This window comes from Hymenobacter sp. H14-R3, from assembly GCF_030063445.1.
Lineage (GTDB): Bacteria > Bacteroidota > Bacteroidia > Cytophagales > Hymenobacteraceae > Hymenobacter.
Genome location: NZ_JASITD010000001.1, coordinates 313,853 through 329,866, shown reverse-complemented (window position 1 = coordinate 329,866; position 16,014 = coordinate 313,853). Strand labels below are relative to the sequence as shown.

The 16,014-nt window shown below is 60.8% G+C and carries 13 protein-coding genes; 5 read left to right on the top strand and 8 right to left on the bottom strand.

Features of this window, described 5'->3' with window-relative positions; translation table 11 throughout:
* Nucleotides 1-54 precede the first annotated feature (54 nt).
* The 3 genes from QMK33_RS01555 to QMK33_RS01545 all read right to left on the bottom strand — a co-directional run bounded on the left by QMK33_RS01555 (nucleotide 55) and on the right by QMK33_RS01545 (nucleotide 2,988).
* Nucleotides 55-588, bottom strand: coding sequence for a TetR/AcrR family transcriptional regulator (locus tag QMK33_RS01555; RefSeq protein ID WP_283562782.1), 534 nt, complete (start codon nucleotides 586-588; stop codon nucleotides 55-57).
* Nucleotides 589-1,308: 720 nt separating this feature from the next.
* Complete coding sequence (locus QMK33_RS01550; protein ID WP_283562781.1) at nucleotides 1,309-2,094, bottom strand: SDR family NAD(P)-dependent oxidoreductase; 786 nt, start codon at nucleotides 2,092-2,094, stop codon at nucleotides 1,309-1,311.
* Between the two features lie 78 nt (nucleotides 2,095-2,172).
* Entirely contained in the window at nucleotides 2,173-2,988 is an 816-nt protein-coding gene (locus tag QMK33_RS01545; RefSeq protein WP_283562780.1) for a phytanoyl-CoA dioxygenase family protein, read from the bottom strand.
* 333 nt (nucleotides 2,989-3,321) lie between these two features.
* On the opposite strand from QMK33_RS01545, the gene QMK33_RS01540 reads away from it, so the two are divergent.
* On the top strand, nucleotides 3,322-4,881 hold the full coding sequence (locus tag QMK33_RS01540) for a hydroxymethylglutaryl-CoA reductase (protein ID WP_283562779.1): 1,560 nt from the start codon (nucleotides 3,322-3,324) through the stop codon (nucleotides 4,879-4,881).
* 58 nt (nucleotides 4,882-4,939) lie between these two features.
* The gene (locus QMK33_RS01535) at nucleotides 4,940-5,677 is read left to right on the top strand and encodes a hypothetical protein (RefSeq protein ID WP_283562778.1); all 738 of its coding nucleotides are present in this window, start codon (nucleotides 4,940-4,942) and stop codon (nucleotides 5,675-5,677) included.
* A 107-nt stretch (nucleotides 5,678-5,784) separates the two neighbouring features.
* On the opposite strand, the gene QMK33_RS01530 is transcribed toward QMK33_RS01535, so the two are convergent.
* Nucleotides 5,785-7,350, bottom strand: coding sequence for a S41 family peptidase (locus tag QMK33_RS01530; protein WP_283562777.1), 1,566 nt, complete (start codon nucleotides 7,348-7,350; stop codon nucleotides 5,785-5,787).
* A 386-nt stretch (nucleotides 7,351-7,736) separates the two neighbouring features.
* On the opposite strand from QMK33_RS01530, the gene ruvX reads away from it, so the two are divergent.
* From ruvX to QMK33_RS01515, 3 genes are all read left to right on the top strand, one after another.
* Entirely contained in the window at nucleotides 7,737-8,171 is a 435-nt protein-coding gene (gene ruvX, locus QMK33_RS01525) for a Holliday junction resolvase RuvX (RefSeq protein ID WP_283562776.1), read from the top strand.
* Nucleotides 8,168-8,791, top strand: a complete 624-nt coding sequence (def, locus tag QMK33_RS01520; RefSeq protein ID WP_283562775.1) for a peptide deformylase — start codon at nucleotides 8,168-8,170, stop codon at nucleotides 8,789-8,791. The genes ruvX and def overlap by 4 nt, the downstream gene beginning before the upstream one ends.
* Before the next feature lie 166 nt (nucleotides 8,792-8,957).
* Nucleotides 8,958-9,938, top strand: coding sequence for a zinc dependent phospholipase C family protein (locus QMK33_RS01515; protein ID WP_283562774.1), 981 nt, complete (start codon nucleotides 8,958-8,960; stop codon nucleotides 9,936-9,938).
* Between the two features lie 65 nt (nucleotides 9,939-10,003).
* On the opposite strand, the gene QMK33_RS01510 is transcribed toward QMK33_RS01515, so the two are convergent.
* The 4 genes from QMK33_RS01510 to QMK33_RS01495 all read right to left on the bottom strand — a co-directional run bounded on the left by QMK33_RS01510 (nucleotide 10,004) and on the right by QMK33_RS01495 (nucleotide 15,880).
* A complete protein-coding gene (locus QMK33_RS01510; RefSeq protein ID WP_283562773.1) occupies nucleotides 10,004-11,473 on the bottom strand; it encodes an MFS transporter in 1,470 nt (489 codons plus the stop codon).
* Nucleotides 11,474-11,648: 175 nt separating this feature from the next.
* Nucleotides 11,649-13,478 carry an alpha-amylase family glycosyl hydrolase gene (locus tag QMK33_RS01505; RefSeq protein ID WP_283562772.1) on the bottom strand — a complete coding sequence of 610 codons (1,830 nt, stop codon included), beginning with the start codon at nucleotides 13,476-13,478 and terminating at the stop codon, nucleotides 11,649-11,651.
* 58 nt (nucleotides 13,479-13,536) lie between these two features.
* The gene (locus QMK33_RS01500) at nucleotides 13,537-13,938 is read right to left on the bottom strand and encodes a GxxExxY protein (RefSeq protein WP_349361665.1); all 402 of its coding nucleotides are present in this window, start codon (nucleotides 13,936-13,938) and stop codon (nucleotides 13,537-13,539) included.
* Between the two features lie 82 nt (nucleotides 13,939-14,020).
* The gene (locus tag QMK33_RS01495) at nucleotides 14,021-15,880 is read right to left on the bottom strand and encodes an alpha-amylase family glycosyl hydrolase (RefSeq protein ID WP_283562770.1); all 1,860 of its coding nucleotides are present in this window, start codon (nucleotides 15,878-15,880) and stop codon (nucleotides 14,021-14,023) included.
* Nucleotides 15,881-16,014 lie beyond the last annotated feature (134 nt).

Sequence of the window (16,014 nt, the reverse complement as noted above, 5' to 3'; positions counted from 1 at the left end):
ACGGGCCAGCTCAGGAGTAGATGAGCCGGCAATAAGCAGCCGCCTGCCCGCTCCTCAGCGTTGCAGCTCGTACTTCTGCTTGATAAAGTCGAGCATTTCGCGCGCGTGCTCGTCGGGTTTGTTGGCCTCTATCTTCCAAAGTGCCTCAATGAGCAGCAGCAGCAGGCGCGTTTCCTTGGCCGGCTGGGGGTAGCCCAGCTCCTGAAACGCCACTTGCAGCCGCGCCGGCACCGGGCGCATAAAGCGTTCGTGCTGCTGCTGGGCCGTTTCGTGGTCGGCCAGCCGGTATTGCAGCTTCCAAAAGAAAGGCTCCTCCAGCACCAGCTTGTAGGGCAGGTCAATCACGCTGTGAATGAAGGTGAGCGCATCCGTCTCGGTCAGGCCGCCGCGGTTGTGCTCAATAATGCGCTGGTAGCCACTCTTAATAACAAAGTCGAGCAGTTGGTCTTTTGAGCCAAAGTGCTTGAAAATCAGGGCCTCCGAAACGCCGGCGGCCTTGGCAATCTGCTGAGTAGAGGTAGTCTCAAACCCCTTCTCTCCAAACAGTTGCAGCGCCACATCGGCAATGTGTTGGCGGCGGGTAATCATAAACAGCGGAGGTAGAATGGGGCAGCGACCCGCAACGAGCCGCCATTATAACGAAGGTGCAAAGTTCGGGCATAACCGCGGCAAAGCGGCCCCCACCCGGCTTATTTCCGAATAACTACGCGCAACTACCTAGCTGCCAAACAGAAACCGGCCGATTCGGAATTACCAAATCGGCCGGTTGAGAAACTTTCAGACTCTGTCAGGCCGGGGCGGGACAGAGGAGTGGACCAGCTGGGGTGGGACGACGGCTGGGTAATCAGGATGTGAAATGGAACCAGTTGGAGTGGGACGACAACCGGGCAACAGAGTAGCATGTGAACCGGCTGGGGTGGGACGACGGCCGGTTAGTAGAGTGGTGACAGCTAGCGGGGTGGGAGTCGCTAGCTGCTTAGTGATACAATAGTACGACAGGAAACTAAAACACGGTAAGTGTTAGCTCACCAAATGCGGGTGAGCTAACACTTACTTTTATCAAATTAAGATAAAGTACTGATTATCAGTAGTAAAAATAATGTGTAAAATTCCGGCATTTGTGGAAATACTATCACTTCTACTCGGCTACGGTAGAAAGTGCGCGTTTCTTTACCCAAAAAAGTAGCCTGCCAACCACGAAGTTTATGGTCGCTTACATGGGCGGCCCACAGAAAAAGGGCCGCAAAACCGGCAGCTAAGCCAATCTCGCGGCCCCCTCGGGGTGCGTGCCGAAGCTGCGTAGCGGCTCTAGAGATACTTTTCGTAGATGCCAGCGGCTATTTTTTCCACAATTGGCTTGGGTACCACGCTGGTGAGGCCCGCCGATACCTTGTTGAGCACGCCGGGAATGAACTCGGCCCGGCCCGCAAACAGGGCTTTGAGGCCGACAGTGGCCACCTGCGCGGCCGTCATCGACACCTTATTGGCCACGGCTTGCAGCTCCGTGCCCATGCCAGCGCGGTTGCCAAAGTCGGTGGTGGTGGCCCCGGGGCTGAGGCAGGTAACCGACACTGTGCTGCCTTTCAGCTCATAGCGTAGCCCGCGGCTGAAGCTGAGAACAAAGGCTTTGCTGGCCGCATACACCGTGAGCGAAGGCACAGCCTGGTAGGCCGCCGTGCTGGCCACATTGAGAATGTAGCCCCTAGCGGCACGGCGCAGCAGCGGCAGCAACGCATAGGTGAGCTGCACGGGCAGCGTAAGGTTGAGTTGCAGCATATTGAGCTGCTCTTCCAAGTTGAGCTGCTCGAAGCGGCCCCACAGGCCGTAGCCCGCGTTGTTGACGAGCACGCCCAGGCCTGCGGGGGCCTGGTGGGCCGCCCAGGTAGCCACAGTGGCGGCGGCATCGGGCTGCGTCAGGTCGAGGGCCAGCACCTGCGCCTGGCGCGCGTAGCGCAGTTCCACTTCCTGGGCCAGCGCCCGAAGCTGGTCGGCCGAGCGGGCCACCAGCAGGAGGTCGTAGCCGCGCTGGGCCAAGCCCAGTGCCAGGGCCCGGCCAATGCCGCGCGAAGCGCCGGTGATGAGGGCAAAAGGCATGGTGGTAGGTGCGTAAATGAGTAGGGGAGCAAATGAATAAAGTGAAACACCTTACTCATTTGCTCCCCTACTCATTTACTACTTAACTAGGTGCAGGAAGCGCAGGTAAAAGGGCGTGGGGCTTTCCTCGCTCTTAGGCTGGTATTTGCCTCCTATGATGGGCACGTACATCACGCGGCGGCGCGACTCGGGCCCGATGAGGGGCGACTGCGCCACGCGATGCCACATGCGGCCATCGTGCACGGTGAGGTCGCCAGGCTCGGTTTCGATGGCAATCTCGTTGGGGTCGTAAAAAACGTCCTTGTAGTATTTCTTGCGAAACAGCATCTTGCCCAGGCCCTGGTGATGCGTACTGGGTATCACGCGCAGGCCGCCGTTGGTAGCCTTGGTGCCGTCGAGGTGCAGGCCCACATTGAGCATGGGGCGAATGCGCTTGCCGTAAAAAACATCGCGTAGCGAATCAGTGTGCCAGCCCATCTGGCTGAATTCGGAGCCTTCTATGTTCACGTAGTGGTTCACTACCAGGCCATCGCGCTCGTTTTCGCCTACGCGGCCGCCGGGCATTTCCAGCAGCGGAAACAGGGCCTCAAAGCGGGGGTCTTGCAGCAGCTCGTGCAGCACGGGGCTGTGCTGCGAGGTGAAAGCAAAACGCTGCACAATGGGCGCGCCATCTACATCCTTGCCATACTTGATGGGAACGCCGTTTACCTTATCCACGCTGTTGGCCAGCCAGTTGGCTTGCACGTCCTGGGTGGCTTGCAGATACAGCTGTACCTGCTCGGGCGAGGCAAAAGGCCGAAAATGCAGAAACCCGTATTTAGAAAAGAAGGCCCGCTGCTCGGCCGTCAGTTCCTGGCCAAGAGTGAAGCGCGGATAATCGGATAAAGATGCCATAGAGGGAAAAGTTGGCGGAAATAACTTCCGGCCGCCCTGGAATTCAAATGAAAGGGCAAAGATACGTCCGCACTGCGTGGCGAGGAATGAATATTGTCTGTTCTGCCGCCGTACCGTGCGGCCTATAACTAGGGGCCGGGTAGCGAAGTTTACGGGCGGGATTCGGTTTTAGTGCTCATAACCTATCTTTTCATCGTTATTCAGCCTAAAAAGCTGTTAAATGAGCCAATTTTGTGGTTCTGCTTAGTTGCGGCGTCTGGGCGATAATTTGCCGTCCCACAGACGCGCGCCGCCTGGCTTTGTTTTCTCCCACCTGTTCTTTCTTGCCCGCCCATGGTTTTTACGCCCAGCCCCCTGCTTCTCAAACTGCTCTACAACCGGGGCAGCCTCCACAACCTACCCGAGGGCCGGGGCGTGGCGTTCAGCATTAAAAACCGCCTCGATACCGCGCGCCTGACTGGCCTGACGCAGGTGAAGCTGGGCGACGTGACCGTGCCCGCCGCCCGCATCACCCTCGACCTGGGTGCGGGTGAGCTGCGGCCGGGTGCTGGCATAGATGCAGCCAGCCAGGCAGTTGACTTGCCAATAGGTCGTGTTGTTACGTTTGTGCTCGACATGCCCGCGCTGGCCGAGGGCGTGCACCAGCTGCAAGTACAGTTCGGGACCGATGCCTTTGGCGAGCTCACGGTGGAGGTAGAAGACACCATTGGCAGCCCAGACGGCCGGGTACGCATCCCGCGCTCCGACGAAGACGACTACGCCGCGGCGGCCATTCAGGCCCGGCAGCAGTTTGCAGAAGAGTTTACCCAGCAGGAATTCAGTCACTTAAAGAATTATTCGTTTGACCCGCACGACCTCAAGGGCAACTGCGAGCACTTTGTGGGCGTGGCGCAGGTGCCGGTGGGCCTGGCCGGCCCCCTCACCGTGAATGGCGAGCACGCGCAGGGCGATTTCCTCATTCCGCTGGCTACTACCGAGGGTACGCTGGTGGCGAGTTATAACCGTGGTATCCAAGTGCTTAACCTATGCGGCGGCGTAAAATGCACCGTCATCGGCGATGCGATGCAGCGGGCCCCGGTCTTTGTGTTTGATGATGCGCGGGGCGCGCGCGACTTTGGCCGCTGGGTGGCCGAAAACCTGGAGCAGATTCGGCCCCTGGCCGAGAGCACGTCGCGCATTGCCAAGTTGCAATACATTGATACCTACCTCAGTAACAAGTTTGCCTACCTGCGCTTCAACTTCTCGACCGGCGATGCGGCGGGGCAAAACATGGTGGGCCGCGCCACGTTTGCGGCCTGCTCCTGGATTTTGGAGCATTACAAGGGTGCGCCCATCCGGCATTTTTACCTGGAGTCCAACTTCGCTACCGATAAGAAAGCCAGCCAGATAAACGTAATGCGCACTCGCGGCAAGCGCGTAGTGGCCGAGGCCGTAATCAAGCGCGAGGTGCTACAGCAGCGCATGCGCGTGACGCCCGAGCAGCTGGCCTACCACGGGCAGGTGAGCAACGTAGGGGCCTTTCTGTCAGGGGCTAACAACAACGGCGCGCACTCGGCCAATGGCATTACGGCGCTCTTCATCGCCACTGGGCAAGACGTGGCCAACGTGAGCGAGTCGAGCGCCGGCGTGCTGTACTCGGAGGTGACGAAGGAAGGCGATTTGTACATCAACATTACCATTCCGTCGCTGATTGTGGCGACCTACGGCGGCGGCACCGGCCTGGCCACCCAAAACGAGTGCCTGCGCATGCTAGGCTGCGTGGGCCAGGGCACGGTGTATAAGTTTGCCGAAATTGTGGCCGGCGTGGTACTGGCTGGTGAATTGAGCCTGGGAGCCGCCATCAGCAGCAGCGATTGGGTGAGTAGCCACGAGCAATACGGCCGCAACCGATAGGGAGCTAGGGGGTTGAGCGACCTATATTTGGCCTCACTCTCTTTACTTCTGCCTAAAGTTGAAATTAGCTTTTATCCTGCTACTGGCGGCGGCGTGTGCCCCGGCCTGGGGCCAGGCCAGCCGGCCCGACCTCAGCCGCGCCCTCTACCGCGAAGCCAACCTGCCGGCCGCCGCGCTGCGCCTGCGGGCCGAACTAGACCAGCACCCCACCGAGTTTCTGGCCAAGGGCACTTACGAAGCCGGCTACCTGCGTACCCTCGATGGCCGCCGCATCTTGCTGGCTGGCCTGCGCTACCACGTGGGCCAGCGGGTGCTGCAAGCGCAGGATTCGGTGCAGGCCGATAGCACGCATTACTGGCCGCTGGCCGCCATCCGGGGTTTCGACCTGGGCCTCGACGACGATGCGCCCCTGCCCACCGGCGCGGCGGCCGATGCCCCACCCCTGGCGCAGCGCTACCGCGCCCGCCTGGTGCAGGCTGGCCGCCAGGCCCCGCACCGCGAGGCCGTGCAGGTGCTCACCACCATCGACTCGGGCCCGCTGCTACTGGCCTGGCTGCCCACTGTGGCCGAGCCGGCCAGTCACTACCTCATGCAAGTGCTGGTAGCCGGCCCCGGGCTTGGCGGCACCGAGCCCCTGCACCCGCTCGACCTCACGCAGGCAGCCGTGCTACGCCTCTGCGGCAGCCGCGCTGAAGAGGTACGCACGTTTGCCACTGCCCGCCACCTGCGCTACGACCAGCCTACGGAGGTAGCCAAAATGCTGGATTATTATAACCGGGTGGCGGTCGCTAAGTAATTGATTTTCAATTTATTCAAACAAGATAAGATTTGCGTAAAAGCCGTTTGTCATTGCGAGCGCAACGCAGTGAAGCGCGGCAATGACAAACGGCTTTTACGCAAGCCCTACTTATCACCCAGTAGCGCCAGCTGCGCGGTGCTGTCCTGCACCACGTGCAGGGCTTGCTGAAGCTCCGGGTCATCCTCCCGCAAAATGGCGCGGGCGGCTTCGGGGCCGTATGCGCTACGGGCAATGTTGGCCTTGAGGCAGTTGCGCAGCGCGGGCGCGCAGCGGCGCAGCGCCACGGGGTTGGGCCGCATGCCGGCCAGCGCGGCTTGGCGCACGAGGCCATCAAGCTCGGTATCGGTGACGCGAAACACGGCCTGGTACTGCGCGAAGCGCAGGCCCGCCAACTCGGTTTTGTGTCGTTGGTAGAAGGTGAGCGCGTAGGCGTGCAGCACGCCCAGGTTTTGCAGGCGGGTGTAATAAGCGGAGTGCAGCACTGTGTCGCGGGCCACGAACACGTCGGGCGTGATGCCGCCGCCACCGTACACCACCCGGCCGTGGTCAGTGCGAAACTGCGGGCCCGGCGCCACGCGCACGCTGTCGGCCGAGTTCAGCTCGCCGTGCTGCTGGCGCTCGGTGAGTTCGCGGTTGTAGCTGGCGCGGTCGGGGCCGTAGGGCTTCTGAATGCAGCGGCCCACCGGCGTGTAGTAGCGGGCCACGGTGAGGCGCAGTTCGCCGCCCTCTTGCAGGGCAATGGGCTGCTGCACCAAACCCTTGCCAAAGGTGCGGCGGCCCACCAGCAGGGCGCGGTCGTGGTCTTGCAGGGCCCCGGCCAGCACCTCGGCGGCCGAGGCGCTGTTCTCATCCACTAGCACCACCAAGGGCTGCTGCTCCCAGTCGCCGGCCACGTGGGCGTAGGTCTGGGAGTTGTACTGCTCTTCTTTACCGGCGGTATATACGATTTTGCGCGAGCCGGCAATAAACTCATCGGCCAGGCGCGTGGCGCGGTCGAGGTAGCCGCCGGGGTTGCCGCGCAGGTCGAGCACCAGCCGCTTCAGGCCCTGGCGCTGCAAGTCGGCGAGCTGGGCCTTAAACTCTTCGTAGGTGTTGGCCGCGAAGCGATTGATTTTGATGTAGCCCGTCTGGCTGTCATCCAGTAGCGCGCCGGGCTCCACGGAATTGTTGGGCAAGCGGCCCCGGTTGAGGCGAATAGCGAGCGGCTGCGGCTGCGTGGGCCGGGCCACCAGCAGGCTCAGGGCGCTGCCCCGGGGGCCGCGCAGCAGCTGCATGACTTGCGCCGTGCTGAGGTGCGCCCCGGCAATAGACTGGGTGCCCGCGCGCAGCAATTGGTCGCCGGGCAGCAGGCCCGCCGCCTCGGCCGGGCCGCCCGGCAGCGTGGCAATGACGGTGGCCGTATCCCGGAAAAAGTTAAAATCGACCCCGGCCCCGTCGAAGCTACTTTGCAGGAACGCATCCACTTGGTCGCGGTCCTTGGCCGGGATATAAACCGAGTGCGGGTCGAGCTTGCCCAGCAGCTGCGCCACGGCGTAGTTGGTCAGCCCGTCGGCATCGACCGAATCGACGTAGTCACGGTCAATGTAGGTAAGTATTTCTTTATAACGTAGGTAACCGCGCGCCGTTGCGTCGGGGTTTTCCGTGTGTGGGCGGAAAGGATTGGTACCCAATATAATACCAATACCCAGCGTGAGTACGGGAAGGAGCCACAACCGGCGGCCTCGCCGCTGGCGGGAAGAGGCTGACGCAGTGGGGGAAACATCGCCGGGCGATGGTAACGGAGCGGGCATAAGCGAATCCGCAGAGCGTATAATTCTAAATCAAGCAGCAAGAAAGTCAATTACTCACCCAAATCTACCGCCTGGCCAGCACAACCAATCGCTGGTGACGGCCAATGGGTCGGCTTTCCAGGTAGGCGCACACATTTTCTCGGTAAAAGACAAAATGCCCGGCAACTTACGGTTAAGCTTAAGCGGCTGGTTGGAGACCGGGTTGCCCCGGGCTACCAACCGGCCCTGCCACGGAGCCGTATCTTTGTGGTTTACCGCGCTTGCTTATGGCTACTCCCACTCCCGGCCGCATTTTGGCCATCGACTACGGCAACAAACGGGTGGGGCTGGCCATTACCGACCCGTTGCAGCTCATTGCTTCGCCCCTGGATACCATTCATAGTCAGGACTTAGTGAAATTTGTGCTCGACTACCACCTGCGTGAGCCGCTGGCGGCCGTGGTGGTGGGCATGCCCCGCACGCTGCTCAACGAGCCCACCGACTCGACTAGTGCCGTGGTGGGCCTGCTGCGCCGCCTGCGCCGCGAGCTGCCCGCCGTGCCCATCCACGAAATCGACGAGCGCTTTACCTCCCGGCTGGCTAAGCAGGCTATGCTGGCCGGTGGCCTGGGCCGCAAGGCCCGCCAAGACAAAGCCACCGTGGATAAGGTGAGCGCGGCGCTTATTCTTCAGTCATTTTTAGCATCCCCTTCGCACGCATGATTCTCCCGATTGTTGCCATCGGCGACCCCGTTCTCAAAACCCTCGCCAAAGACCTGCCCGCCGACCTGCCCGCTACCGAGCTGCAAAAGCTGGTGCAGGATATGTACGAAACCATGTACGAGGCCCACGGCGTGGGCCTGGCTGCCCCCCAAATCGGCCGCACCGTGCGCCTCTTCGTGATGGACTCGGGCCCCATGCTGACCCCCGATGACGACGACGAGGACGACGAGCCCGTGGAAGTAGCCGCGCCCGACGAAATCACCGAAACGCCCATCAAGCGTGCCTTTATCAACCCGCAGCTGGTGAGCGAAACCGGTACGCAGTGGGGCTTTGAAGAAGGCTGCCTGAGCATACCGGGCGTGCGCGAAATGGTGCAGCGCTGCCCCGACATCGTGCTGCGCTACGAGGACGAAAACCGCCAGGTGCACGAGGAAGCCTTCAGCGGCATGGCGGCCCGCATCATCCAGCACGAGTACGACCACCTGGAAGGTATCTTGTTCACGGACAAGCTTTCCGCCTTCAAAAAGCAATTGCTGAAAGGTAAGCTTTCGCGTATCAGCAAGGGCGATGTAAAGCACGAATACCGCATGAAATTCCCGAGTGGCGGCGGGCGGCGGTAGCCTCAGTAGCTTAGTAAAACTGATAGGACAGTAAAACTGGCATATCCCTGGGGGTATGCCAGTTTTTTGCGTTTTTACTGGCATATGGCCGTGCCATGAGCAGTAGCTCGGGCTAGCGTTGCGCAGCCGGCCTTAGTTTAAGGACCAGGCGCGTATCTTTTGGCCCGTGAAGAAACAACTATTGCTATTGTTACTGTTGGCGGGCTGGCCTGGTGCGCCGGCTCGGGCGTGGGGCTTTTTTGGCCATCGGCTGCTCAATCGGCTGGCCGTGTACACGTTGCCGCCCGAGATGCTGCCGTTTTTCAAGGGTAATATCGAGTACCTGACTGCCAACGCGACCCGGCCCGACTCGCGGCGCACGGTGGTGCCCACCGAGGCCCCGCGCCACTTCATGGACGTGGACGTGTACGGCGACAGTGCCCTCACCGCCCACGGCCTGCCCCGCGCCTACGCCGATGCCGTGGCCCTGGCCGGCGGCGAAGACTCGCTGCTGCGCCACGGTATCGTGCCCTGGCAGGTGGCCAGCATGAAAAGCCAGCTCACGGCCGCCTTCCAGGCCGGCGACACCGACCGCATCCTGTACCTGGCCGCCGACCTGGGGCACTACGTAGCCGATGCCTGCGTGCCGCTGCACACCACCCGCAACTACAACGGCCAGCTTACGGGCCAGCGCGGTATTCATGCCCTCTGGGAGTCGCGCCTGCCCGAGCTGCAAGCCGCTGACTACGACCTGCTCACGGGCCAGGCCCCTTACCTGGAGCAGCCTATCGAAGCTGCGTGGGCGGCCGTGGCGCGGGCCCACGCGGCCGTCGATTCGGTGTTCAGGATGGAAAGCGCCGTGTCGGCCGAGCTGGCCGAGGACCGCAAATACGGCTACGAGCAGCGCGGCAACCAGACTATCCGCACGTATTCGCGGGAGTTTAGCCAGGCGTATCACCGGCGGCTCAATGGGCAGGTGGAGCGGCAGTTGCGCTACGCGGCACGGCTCATTGGGGCGTTTTGGTACACGAGCTGGGTTGATGCCGGCCAGCCCGATTTGGGCAAGCTGCCGCAGCAGCCCTCGGGCGCCGCGCGGCTGCAAGTCGCGGCGGAGGCCAAGGCCGCCCTGGCCGCGCCCGAGGTGCCGTTGCCGGGCCACGACGAGTAATCAGCCAATAAAAAAAGCCCGCTGACGTAGCGGGCTTTTTTTATTACTTATTGATTGACTGACGATTATACGTTTGGGTTAGCGTTAGCCAGTACATCGTAGGCCAGGTTTTCGGCGGGTGACATGTTATTGGGCAGGCGAATGTCGTCGGCGTCGTGCACGCGCAGCGTGAGCAGGCCCGAGAGTATCATGGAGCAGCCGCCCAGCACCAGGGTGAGGGAGGAGTCGTTGTGAAACAGGTGCTTGGTGAAGTACCCCAGCGTGACACTGGCCAGCATTTGGGGCAGCACAATGAAGAAGTTGAACACGCCCATGTAGTAGCCCATTTTGTTGGTGGGCAGGGCCCCGGCCAGCATAGCGTACGGGATGCTCAGGATGCTGGCCCAGGCAATGCCAATGCCAATCATGGGCACCAAAAGCAGCAGGGCCGCGGAGCGCACGTGCAAGCCGGCAAAGTCTACGTAGCTCGTAACGGGCACATTTCCAATAAAATAGATGGAGATGAGGCCCAGGCCCCCGGCCACCAGGCACAGCAGGTGCGTGACGCGGCGGCTGGTAGCGCGGGCAATGATGGGCAGCCCCAACGCCGCCAGCGCCGAGATGCCGTTATAGACCGCGAAGCACACGTTGACCCAGTCGGCGCCCTCGTTGTAGAGCTTGGAGGTGGTATCGCTGGTGTGGTAGATGTGGCTGGTGATGGCCGGCGTGGCGTAAATCCACATTGAGAAGAGTGCTAACCAGCTGAAAAACTGCACGATGGCTAGCTGGCGCATCGTGCGCGGCATGTCGGAAATGCCGGCAAACGATTCCTTCACCCCGTTCCAAAAGCCGGCGGTGCGGGCTTTCTCGGCCTCAAACGCGGCCAGATTTTCGGGCGGGTACTCGCGGGTGCGGATAACCGTCCAGAGCACGGCCAGGAAATACACGCCGCCGCCGGTGTAGAAGGCGTATTTCAGGGAAGGCGAAATCTCGCCGGCTGGGGCTACGTTGTTGAAATGCAGCCAGTTGGTGAAAATGTAGGGCAGCAGCGACCCCACTACTGCGCCAATGCCGATGAAGAAGGTTTGGGCCCCGAAGCCGGTGGTGCGCTGGTTGCTGGGCAGCATGTCGCCTACCAGCGCCCGAAAGGGCTCCATCGAAATGTTGATGCTCGAATCCATTATCCAGAGCATGCCGGCCGCCATCCACAGGGCCGATACGTGGGGCATTACCAGCAGCGCCAGCGAGGCGCAGATGGCCCCAATAAGGAAAAACGGCCGCCGCCGGCCCCAGCGCGCGCTCCAGGTGCGGTCGGAGAGGTAGCCGATGATGGGCTGGATGAGCAGGCCCGTGGTGGGCGCGGCCAGCCACAGAAAGGCCAGTTGGTCTTCCTTAGCCCCCATGGTTTCAAAAATCCGGCTCATGTTGCCGTTTTGCAGGGCAAAACCAAACTGGATGCCTAGGAAGCCAAAGCTCATGTTCCAGATTTGCCAGAAGCTGAGGCGGGGCTTGACACGCAGCGAATCGGACGGCGCGGCTACGGCAGAAGCGGCCATAGAAAGAGAAATAATAAGGGTGGGATAAAAAGAGACGCAGTCATGCGGAGCGTTTCCGGGACTGCTTGAAGAGGCTTAGCGGGGAATTAAAAATGATAAATCAAAAATTAAAAAATCTGGTTGTCAGGCTTTCAATTTTTAATTTATCATTTTTAATCAACACCCAAGCCCAATGCTAACGGGGGCTCAGCTCCAGTACCATGGCGCTGAGCGGCTCCAGGGTGAGGTTGAGGGCGGCCTTGGGGGCTCCACCGTTTAGCAGGTCTTTGTAGGTGTACACGTGCTGGGGGTCGAGGCCCATGCGCTGCAACACTGCGGCCGGAATGAGCAGGTTGGGCCGGTAGGTTTTGGTGTCGCTGAAGTTGACGACCACCAGCACCTGCTGGCCTCGGGTGTAGCGCACGAAGGTGTAGAGCTTGCGCTGGTCGTACTCCTTGCCGAGGTTGTTGGCATCCTGCAGCTCGTAGAACTGGCCCCGGCGGATGGCCTCGCTGCTACCTGCCAGCGTGAGCAGGCGCACGTAAAAATCGCGCAGCTGCTTTTGCTCGGGGCTCAGCTTGGCCCCGTCAAATTTGCCCTGGTTCATCCACTTTTGGTGCTCGGGCACGCCCCAGTAGTCGAAGATGCTGGTGCGGCCATCGGCGCTCGAAAAGCCTTCGCTGCCTAGGGCGGGCTCGCCCACTTCCTGGCCCATGTAGAGCATTACGGGGCCGCTGCCCAGCGTGGCGCTCACCGTCATGGCCGGAATGGCGCGGCGCGGGTTGGTGGCAAATTCCTTGGACGCAATGCGCTGCTCGTCATGGTTTTCCAGGAAGCGTAGCATATGCGAGCCGAAGCCCCTGCTCTCCGTTTTCCACGCCTGGGTGATGTCCTCGGTGGTGCCTTCCTGGCGCATGAGGCGGCGCAGGCCATCGTAGAGGCCCACCTTGTCGTAGAGAAAATCGAAGTGGCCCTTGGTGAGGTAGGTGCTGTACTCCTTGGCATTATAAGCTTCGCCGATGAAGACGAGCGTGGGCTTCACCTTTTTCAGTTCCGGGATGACGTAGGCCCAGAACTCGACGGGGACCATCTCGGCCATGTCGCAGCGGAAGCCGTCCACGCCTTTTTCGGTCCAGTACACCAGGATGTCGCGCATCTTTTTCCAGGTGTCGGGCACGGGCTCGAAGTGCAGGGCGCGGTTGTGCTGGTAATCGACGCCGTAGTTGAGTTTCACCGTCTCAAACCAGTCGTCAATCTTGGGCGTGGCCGTAAACACGTCATTGCCAGTGGCTTTGGCCGGAAACTCGGCGTACTTGCCATCCTCGCCGGGGCCCTTGAGCGCGCCGAGCGGGTTGTAGCCGGCCGGCACCACAAAGTGCTCGCCGGGCAGGTAGTAGAAGTTGTTGTTGGGCGCAAAGGACTTGGTTTTATCGTCTTTTTCACCCAGGTCTACCACGCCATCCGGCTTGGCATTGGAGTGGTACGAGCGCGCTACGTGGTTGGGAATGAAGTCGATAATCAGCTTCAGGCCGTGGGCGTGGGTGCGTTGGATGAGGCTCTCGAACTCGTCCATGCGCTTGGCCTTGTTCACGGCCAGGTCGGGGTCTACGTCGTAGTAGTCTTTCACGGCGTAGGGCGAGCCGGCGCGGCCTTTCACCACGTCGGCATCGTCGGCGGGCAGGCCGGCAGCGGGGTAGGCCGTCATGGTGGCGTGCTCCAGAATGCCGGTGTACCACACGTGGGACACGCCCATCTCCTTTATTTTGGTGAGGGCCAGGTCGTTGATGTCGTTGAACTTGCCGCTGCCGTTTTCCAGCACTGTGCCGTAGGTCTTATTCAGGGCCACTTTGTTGCCGAAGAGCCGGGGCAGCAACTGATAGATAATGAGCTTATTATCCTGCGGGACTTCGGCAGTGGTGTTCGGGTCATTGTCCTGAGCGGGGGCGGTCGGGTTGGCCACGGGCATAAGGGGCGGGGTGAAGGCGGTTAAAGCCAGTAAACTGGCCGCCAGCGTCAGGTTTTTCATAGGCGGCGGTAAGGTAAGAAGTAGTTGGTGGGGATTCGGGTGGGCGGCGTGGGTGTTTTTAGCCCGCAGAGGGCGCGGAGGTTTTCGCAGAAGACGCTGATTGTTCTATCAGGCCGCTCACTTTTCGGAAGATGACGCTTTTGATGTAGGGCACGTTGAAATTGATGAGCAGGCCCAGCTTGTAGCCGGAAAGCTTGAGGTAGGTGAGTAGTTGCATGTGGTGAACTTCGAGCAGGATTTCGACTGATTTTAGCTCGACTACCACCAGGTTTTCAACCAGCAAATCCATGCGGAAACCGCTTTCCAAGCGTAGGCCATCGTACACCACCGGCAGTGCCACTTGTGTTTGCACCTCCAGCCCCAGCTTGCGCAACTCGTGCGCCAGCAGCGTTTCATACACCGATTCCAGCAAACCGGGACCCAGCGCAACGTGCAGGTTATAAGCCGCTTTCCTAATCAAAAAAGATACATCGTTCTCGTGCTTCTGCGTCATCTGCGAAAACCTCTGCGCCCTCTGCGGGCTAAAAATCCAAAGAACGAAACTACTTCCGCAACTCCACCACCCAAGCCGTGTGCGCCGGCACCACCAACGCCTTCAAGTCGCCGACAACGGCCCCACTAGTCACCTCCACGCCCGACGAAAAACCCTTGGTGCGCTCGGCGAAGCGGGTGCCATCGACCTTCTTCTCGGCCGTGGTGTTGTTGGCGATAATCATCACGCACTCACCCCCTTCCTTGTACCGGAAGTACGTGTAAACCCCATCCTGCGGAATAAACTGCATCAGCTTGCCGCTGCTCAATACCGGGTGCGATTTCCGGTAATTTGCCAGCTTGCTCACGTAGTCGAAGGCCGCGCCGGCCGGCCCGCTGCGCTGGGTGAAGTAGTTGGTTTTATCCCCGGCCCAGCCGCCCGGGAAGTCCTCGCGCACCTTGCCGTCGGGGTCCGAAAAGTTCTTCATCAGCACCTCAGTACCGTAGTAGAGTTGGGGCGTGCCGCGCAGCGTGAGCAGCCAGGCCAGGCCCATCTTATACTTGTTAAAGTCTTCGCCAATAACCGAGTAGAAGCGGCTCATGTCGTGGTTATCGAGGAAGGGCACGTTGCGCGTGGCGTCGGTGTAGAGCCAGTCGCCCTGCAAGGCGTGGTAGAGCTTGGTAAAGTCGCCGTTGTCGCCCTTCAGCGCGTCGCCGATGCCGAAGCAAACCTGAAAATCGAGCACGCCGGGCAGGTTCGACTTGAAGCCGTTGACGGGCGGTAGGATGTTTTGGGCGAAAAAGGCCTGCTCGGCCTCGGTGCCTTCCCAGGCCTCGCCAAACACGGCCAACTTGGGGTATTCGTCGGCGATGGCTTTGCCCCAGGCCATGAGGAAATTCAGCTCCGAATAGGGGTAGGTATCAATACGGTAGCCATCGAGGCCGGTGCTTTCGACCCACCACAAGAAGTTCTGAATCAGGTAGGTAGCTACCAGTGGGTTGCTCTGGTTCACGTCGGGCATGGTGGTGTCAAACCAGCCGTCGTTTTCCAGCTTGCGGTCAATTTTGGAGCCGTAGGGGTCGTTGAGGGCAAAGGCGTTGTAGTTGCTGCGCGTGAACGTCGGGAACTGGTGAAACCAGTCGGCCGCCGGCTTGTCCAGAAACAAGTGGTGGTAGCTGCCCCAGTGGTTGAGCACGATATCCTGCACCACCTTAAGGCCTTGGCCGTGAGCTGCTTTCACAAACTGCACGTACTCGGCGTTGGTGCCGTAGCGCGGGTCCACTTTGTAGCAGTCGGTTACGGCGTAGCCGTGGTAGCTGGCCTTGGGCATGTCGTTTTCCACCACCGGCGTGGGCCAGATGGTGGTGACGCCCAGCTGCTTGAAGTACGCAAAGTGGTTTTGGATGCCCTGCAAGTCGCCGCCGTGGCGGGCATACATCGAGTCGCGGGCCACGTGGTTCACGCGGGTGCCCTTCACCACGTCGTTTTTGGGGTTGCCATTCGAGAAGCGGTCCGGCATCAGCATGTAGATGAAGTCGGCCTGCGTGAGGCCCTGCGTGCGGGCTGGGTCTTGGTTGCGTGGGCGCAGCTCGTAGCTGTACGTGAATGGCTTGGGCCCCGTGAATTGCAGCTTGAGCTTGCCCGGCTGGGCCTGCGGGCTCACCGTGAGGTTCACAATCAGGTAGTTAGTGCTTTCGAGCTTCTGAAAGCCGTCTAGCGTTACGCCGGGGTAGGTAGCCAGCGCCACCTGGTCGGCCGCAATGCCGGGGGCGTTGACCAGCAGCTGGAGCTTGGGGTTTTTCATGCCCACAAACCAGTAGGTGGGGTCGATGCGGGCAGCCGGCGCGGCGGGCGGCGCGGCCAGGGCCGGCGCGGTAGCCAGCAGCAGGGCCGAACCCGCCGCTAGCAAAAACGAGCGAAAAATTCGCATAAGCTTGATAATGAAGGAGAAAGGTGGGAGAAAGAGTAGGTGCCGCCGGGTGGCCAGCGCAGCTTGCGGCCGGCTACAGGCGCCGGTTTTGCTCCGCAAACCATTGCGGTAACAAGCTGGCTAACAGCAAAGCA

Coding starts and splice junctions, on each gene's coding strand:
- QMK33_RS01550 (WP_283562781.1), bottom strand. CDS start 2,094: ATGCCTTTTGCCCTCATCACCGGCGCTTCGCGCGGCATTGGCCGGGCC.
- QMK33_RS01540 (WP_283562779.1), top strand. CDS start 3,322: ATGGTTTTTACGCCCAGCCCCCTGCTTCTCAAACTGCTCTACAACCGG.
- QMK33_RS01555 (WP_283562782.1), bottom strand. CDS start 588: ATGATTACCCGCCGCCAACACATTGCCGATGTGGCGCTGCAACTGTTT.
- def (WP_283562775.1), top strand. CDS start 8,168: ATGATTCTCCCGATTGTTGCCATCGGCGACCCCGTTCTCAAAACCCTC.
- QMK33_RS01495 (WP_283562770.1), bottom strand. CDS start 15,880: ATGCGAATTTTTCGCTCGTTTTTGCTAGCGGCGGGTTCGGCCCTGCTG.
- ruvX (WP_283562776.1), top strand. CDS start 7,737: ATGGCTACTCCCACTCCCGGCCGCATTTTGGCCATCGACTACGGCAAC.
- QMK33_RS01505 (WP_283562772.1), bottom strand. CDS start 13,478: ATGAAAAACCTGACGCTGGCGGCCAGTTTACTGGCTTTAACCGCCTTC.
- QMK33_RS01545 (WP_283562780.1), bottom strand. CDS start 2,988: ATGGCATCTTTATCCGATTATCCGCGCTTCACTCTTGGCCAGGAACTG.
- QMK33_RS01510 (WP_283562773.1), bottom strand. CDS start 11,473: ATGGCCGCTTCTGCCGTAGCCGCGCCGTCCGATTCGCTGCGTGTCAAG.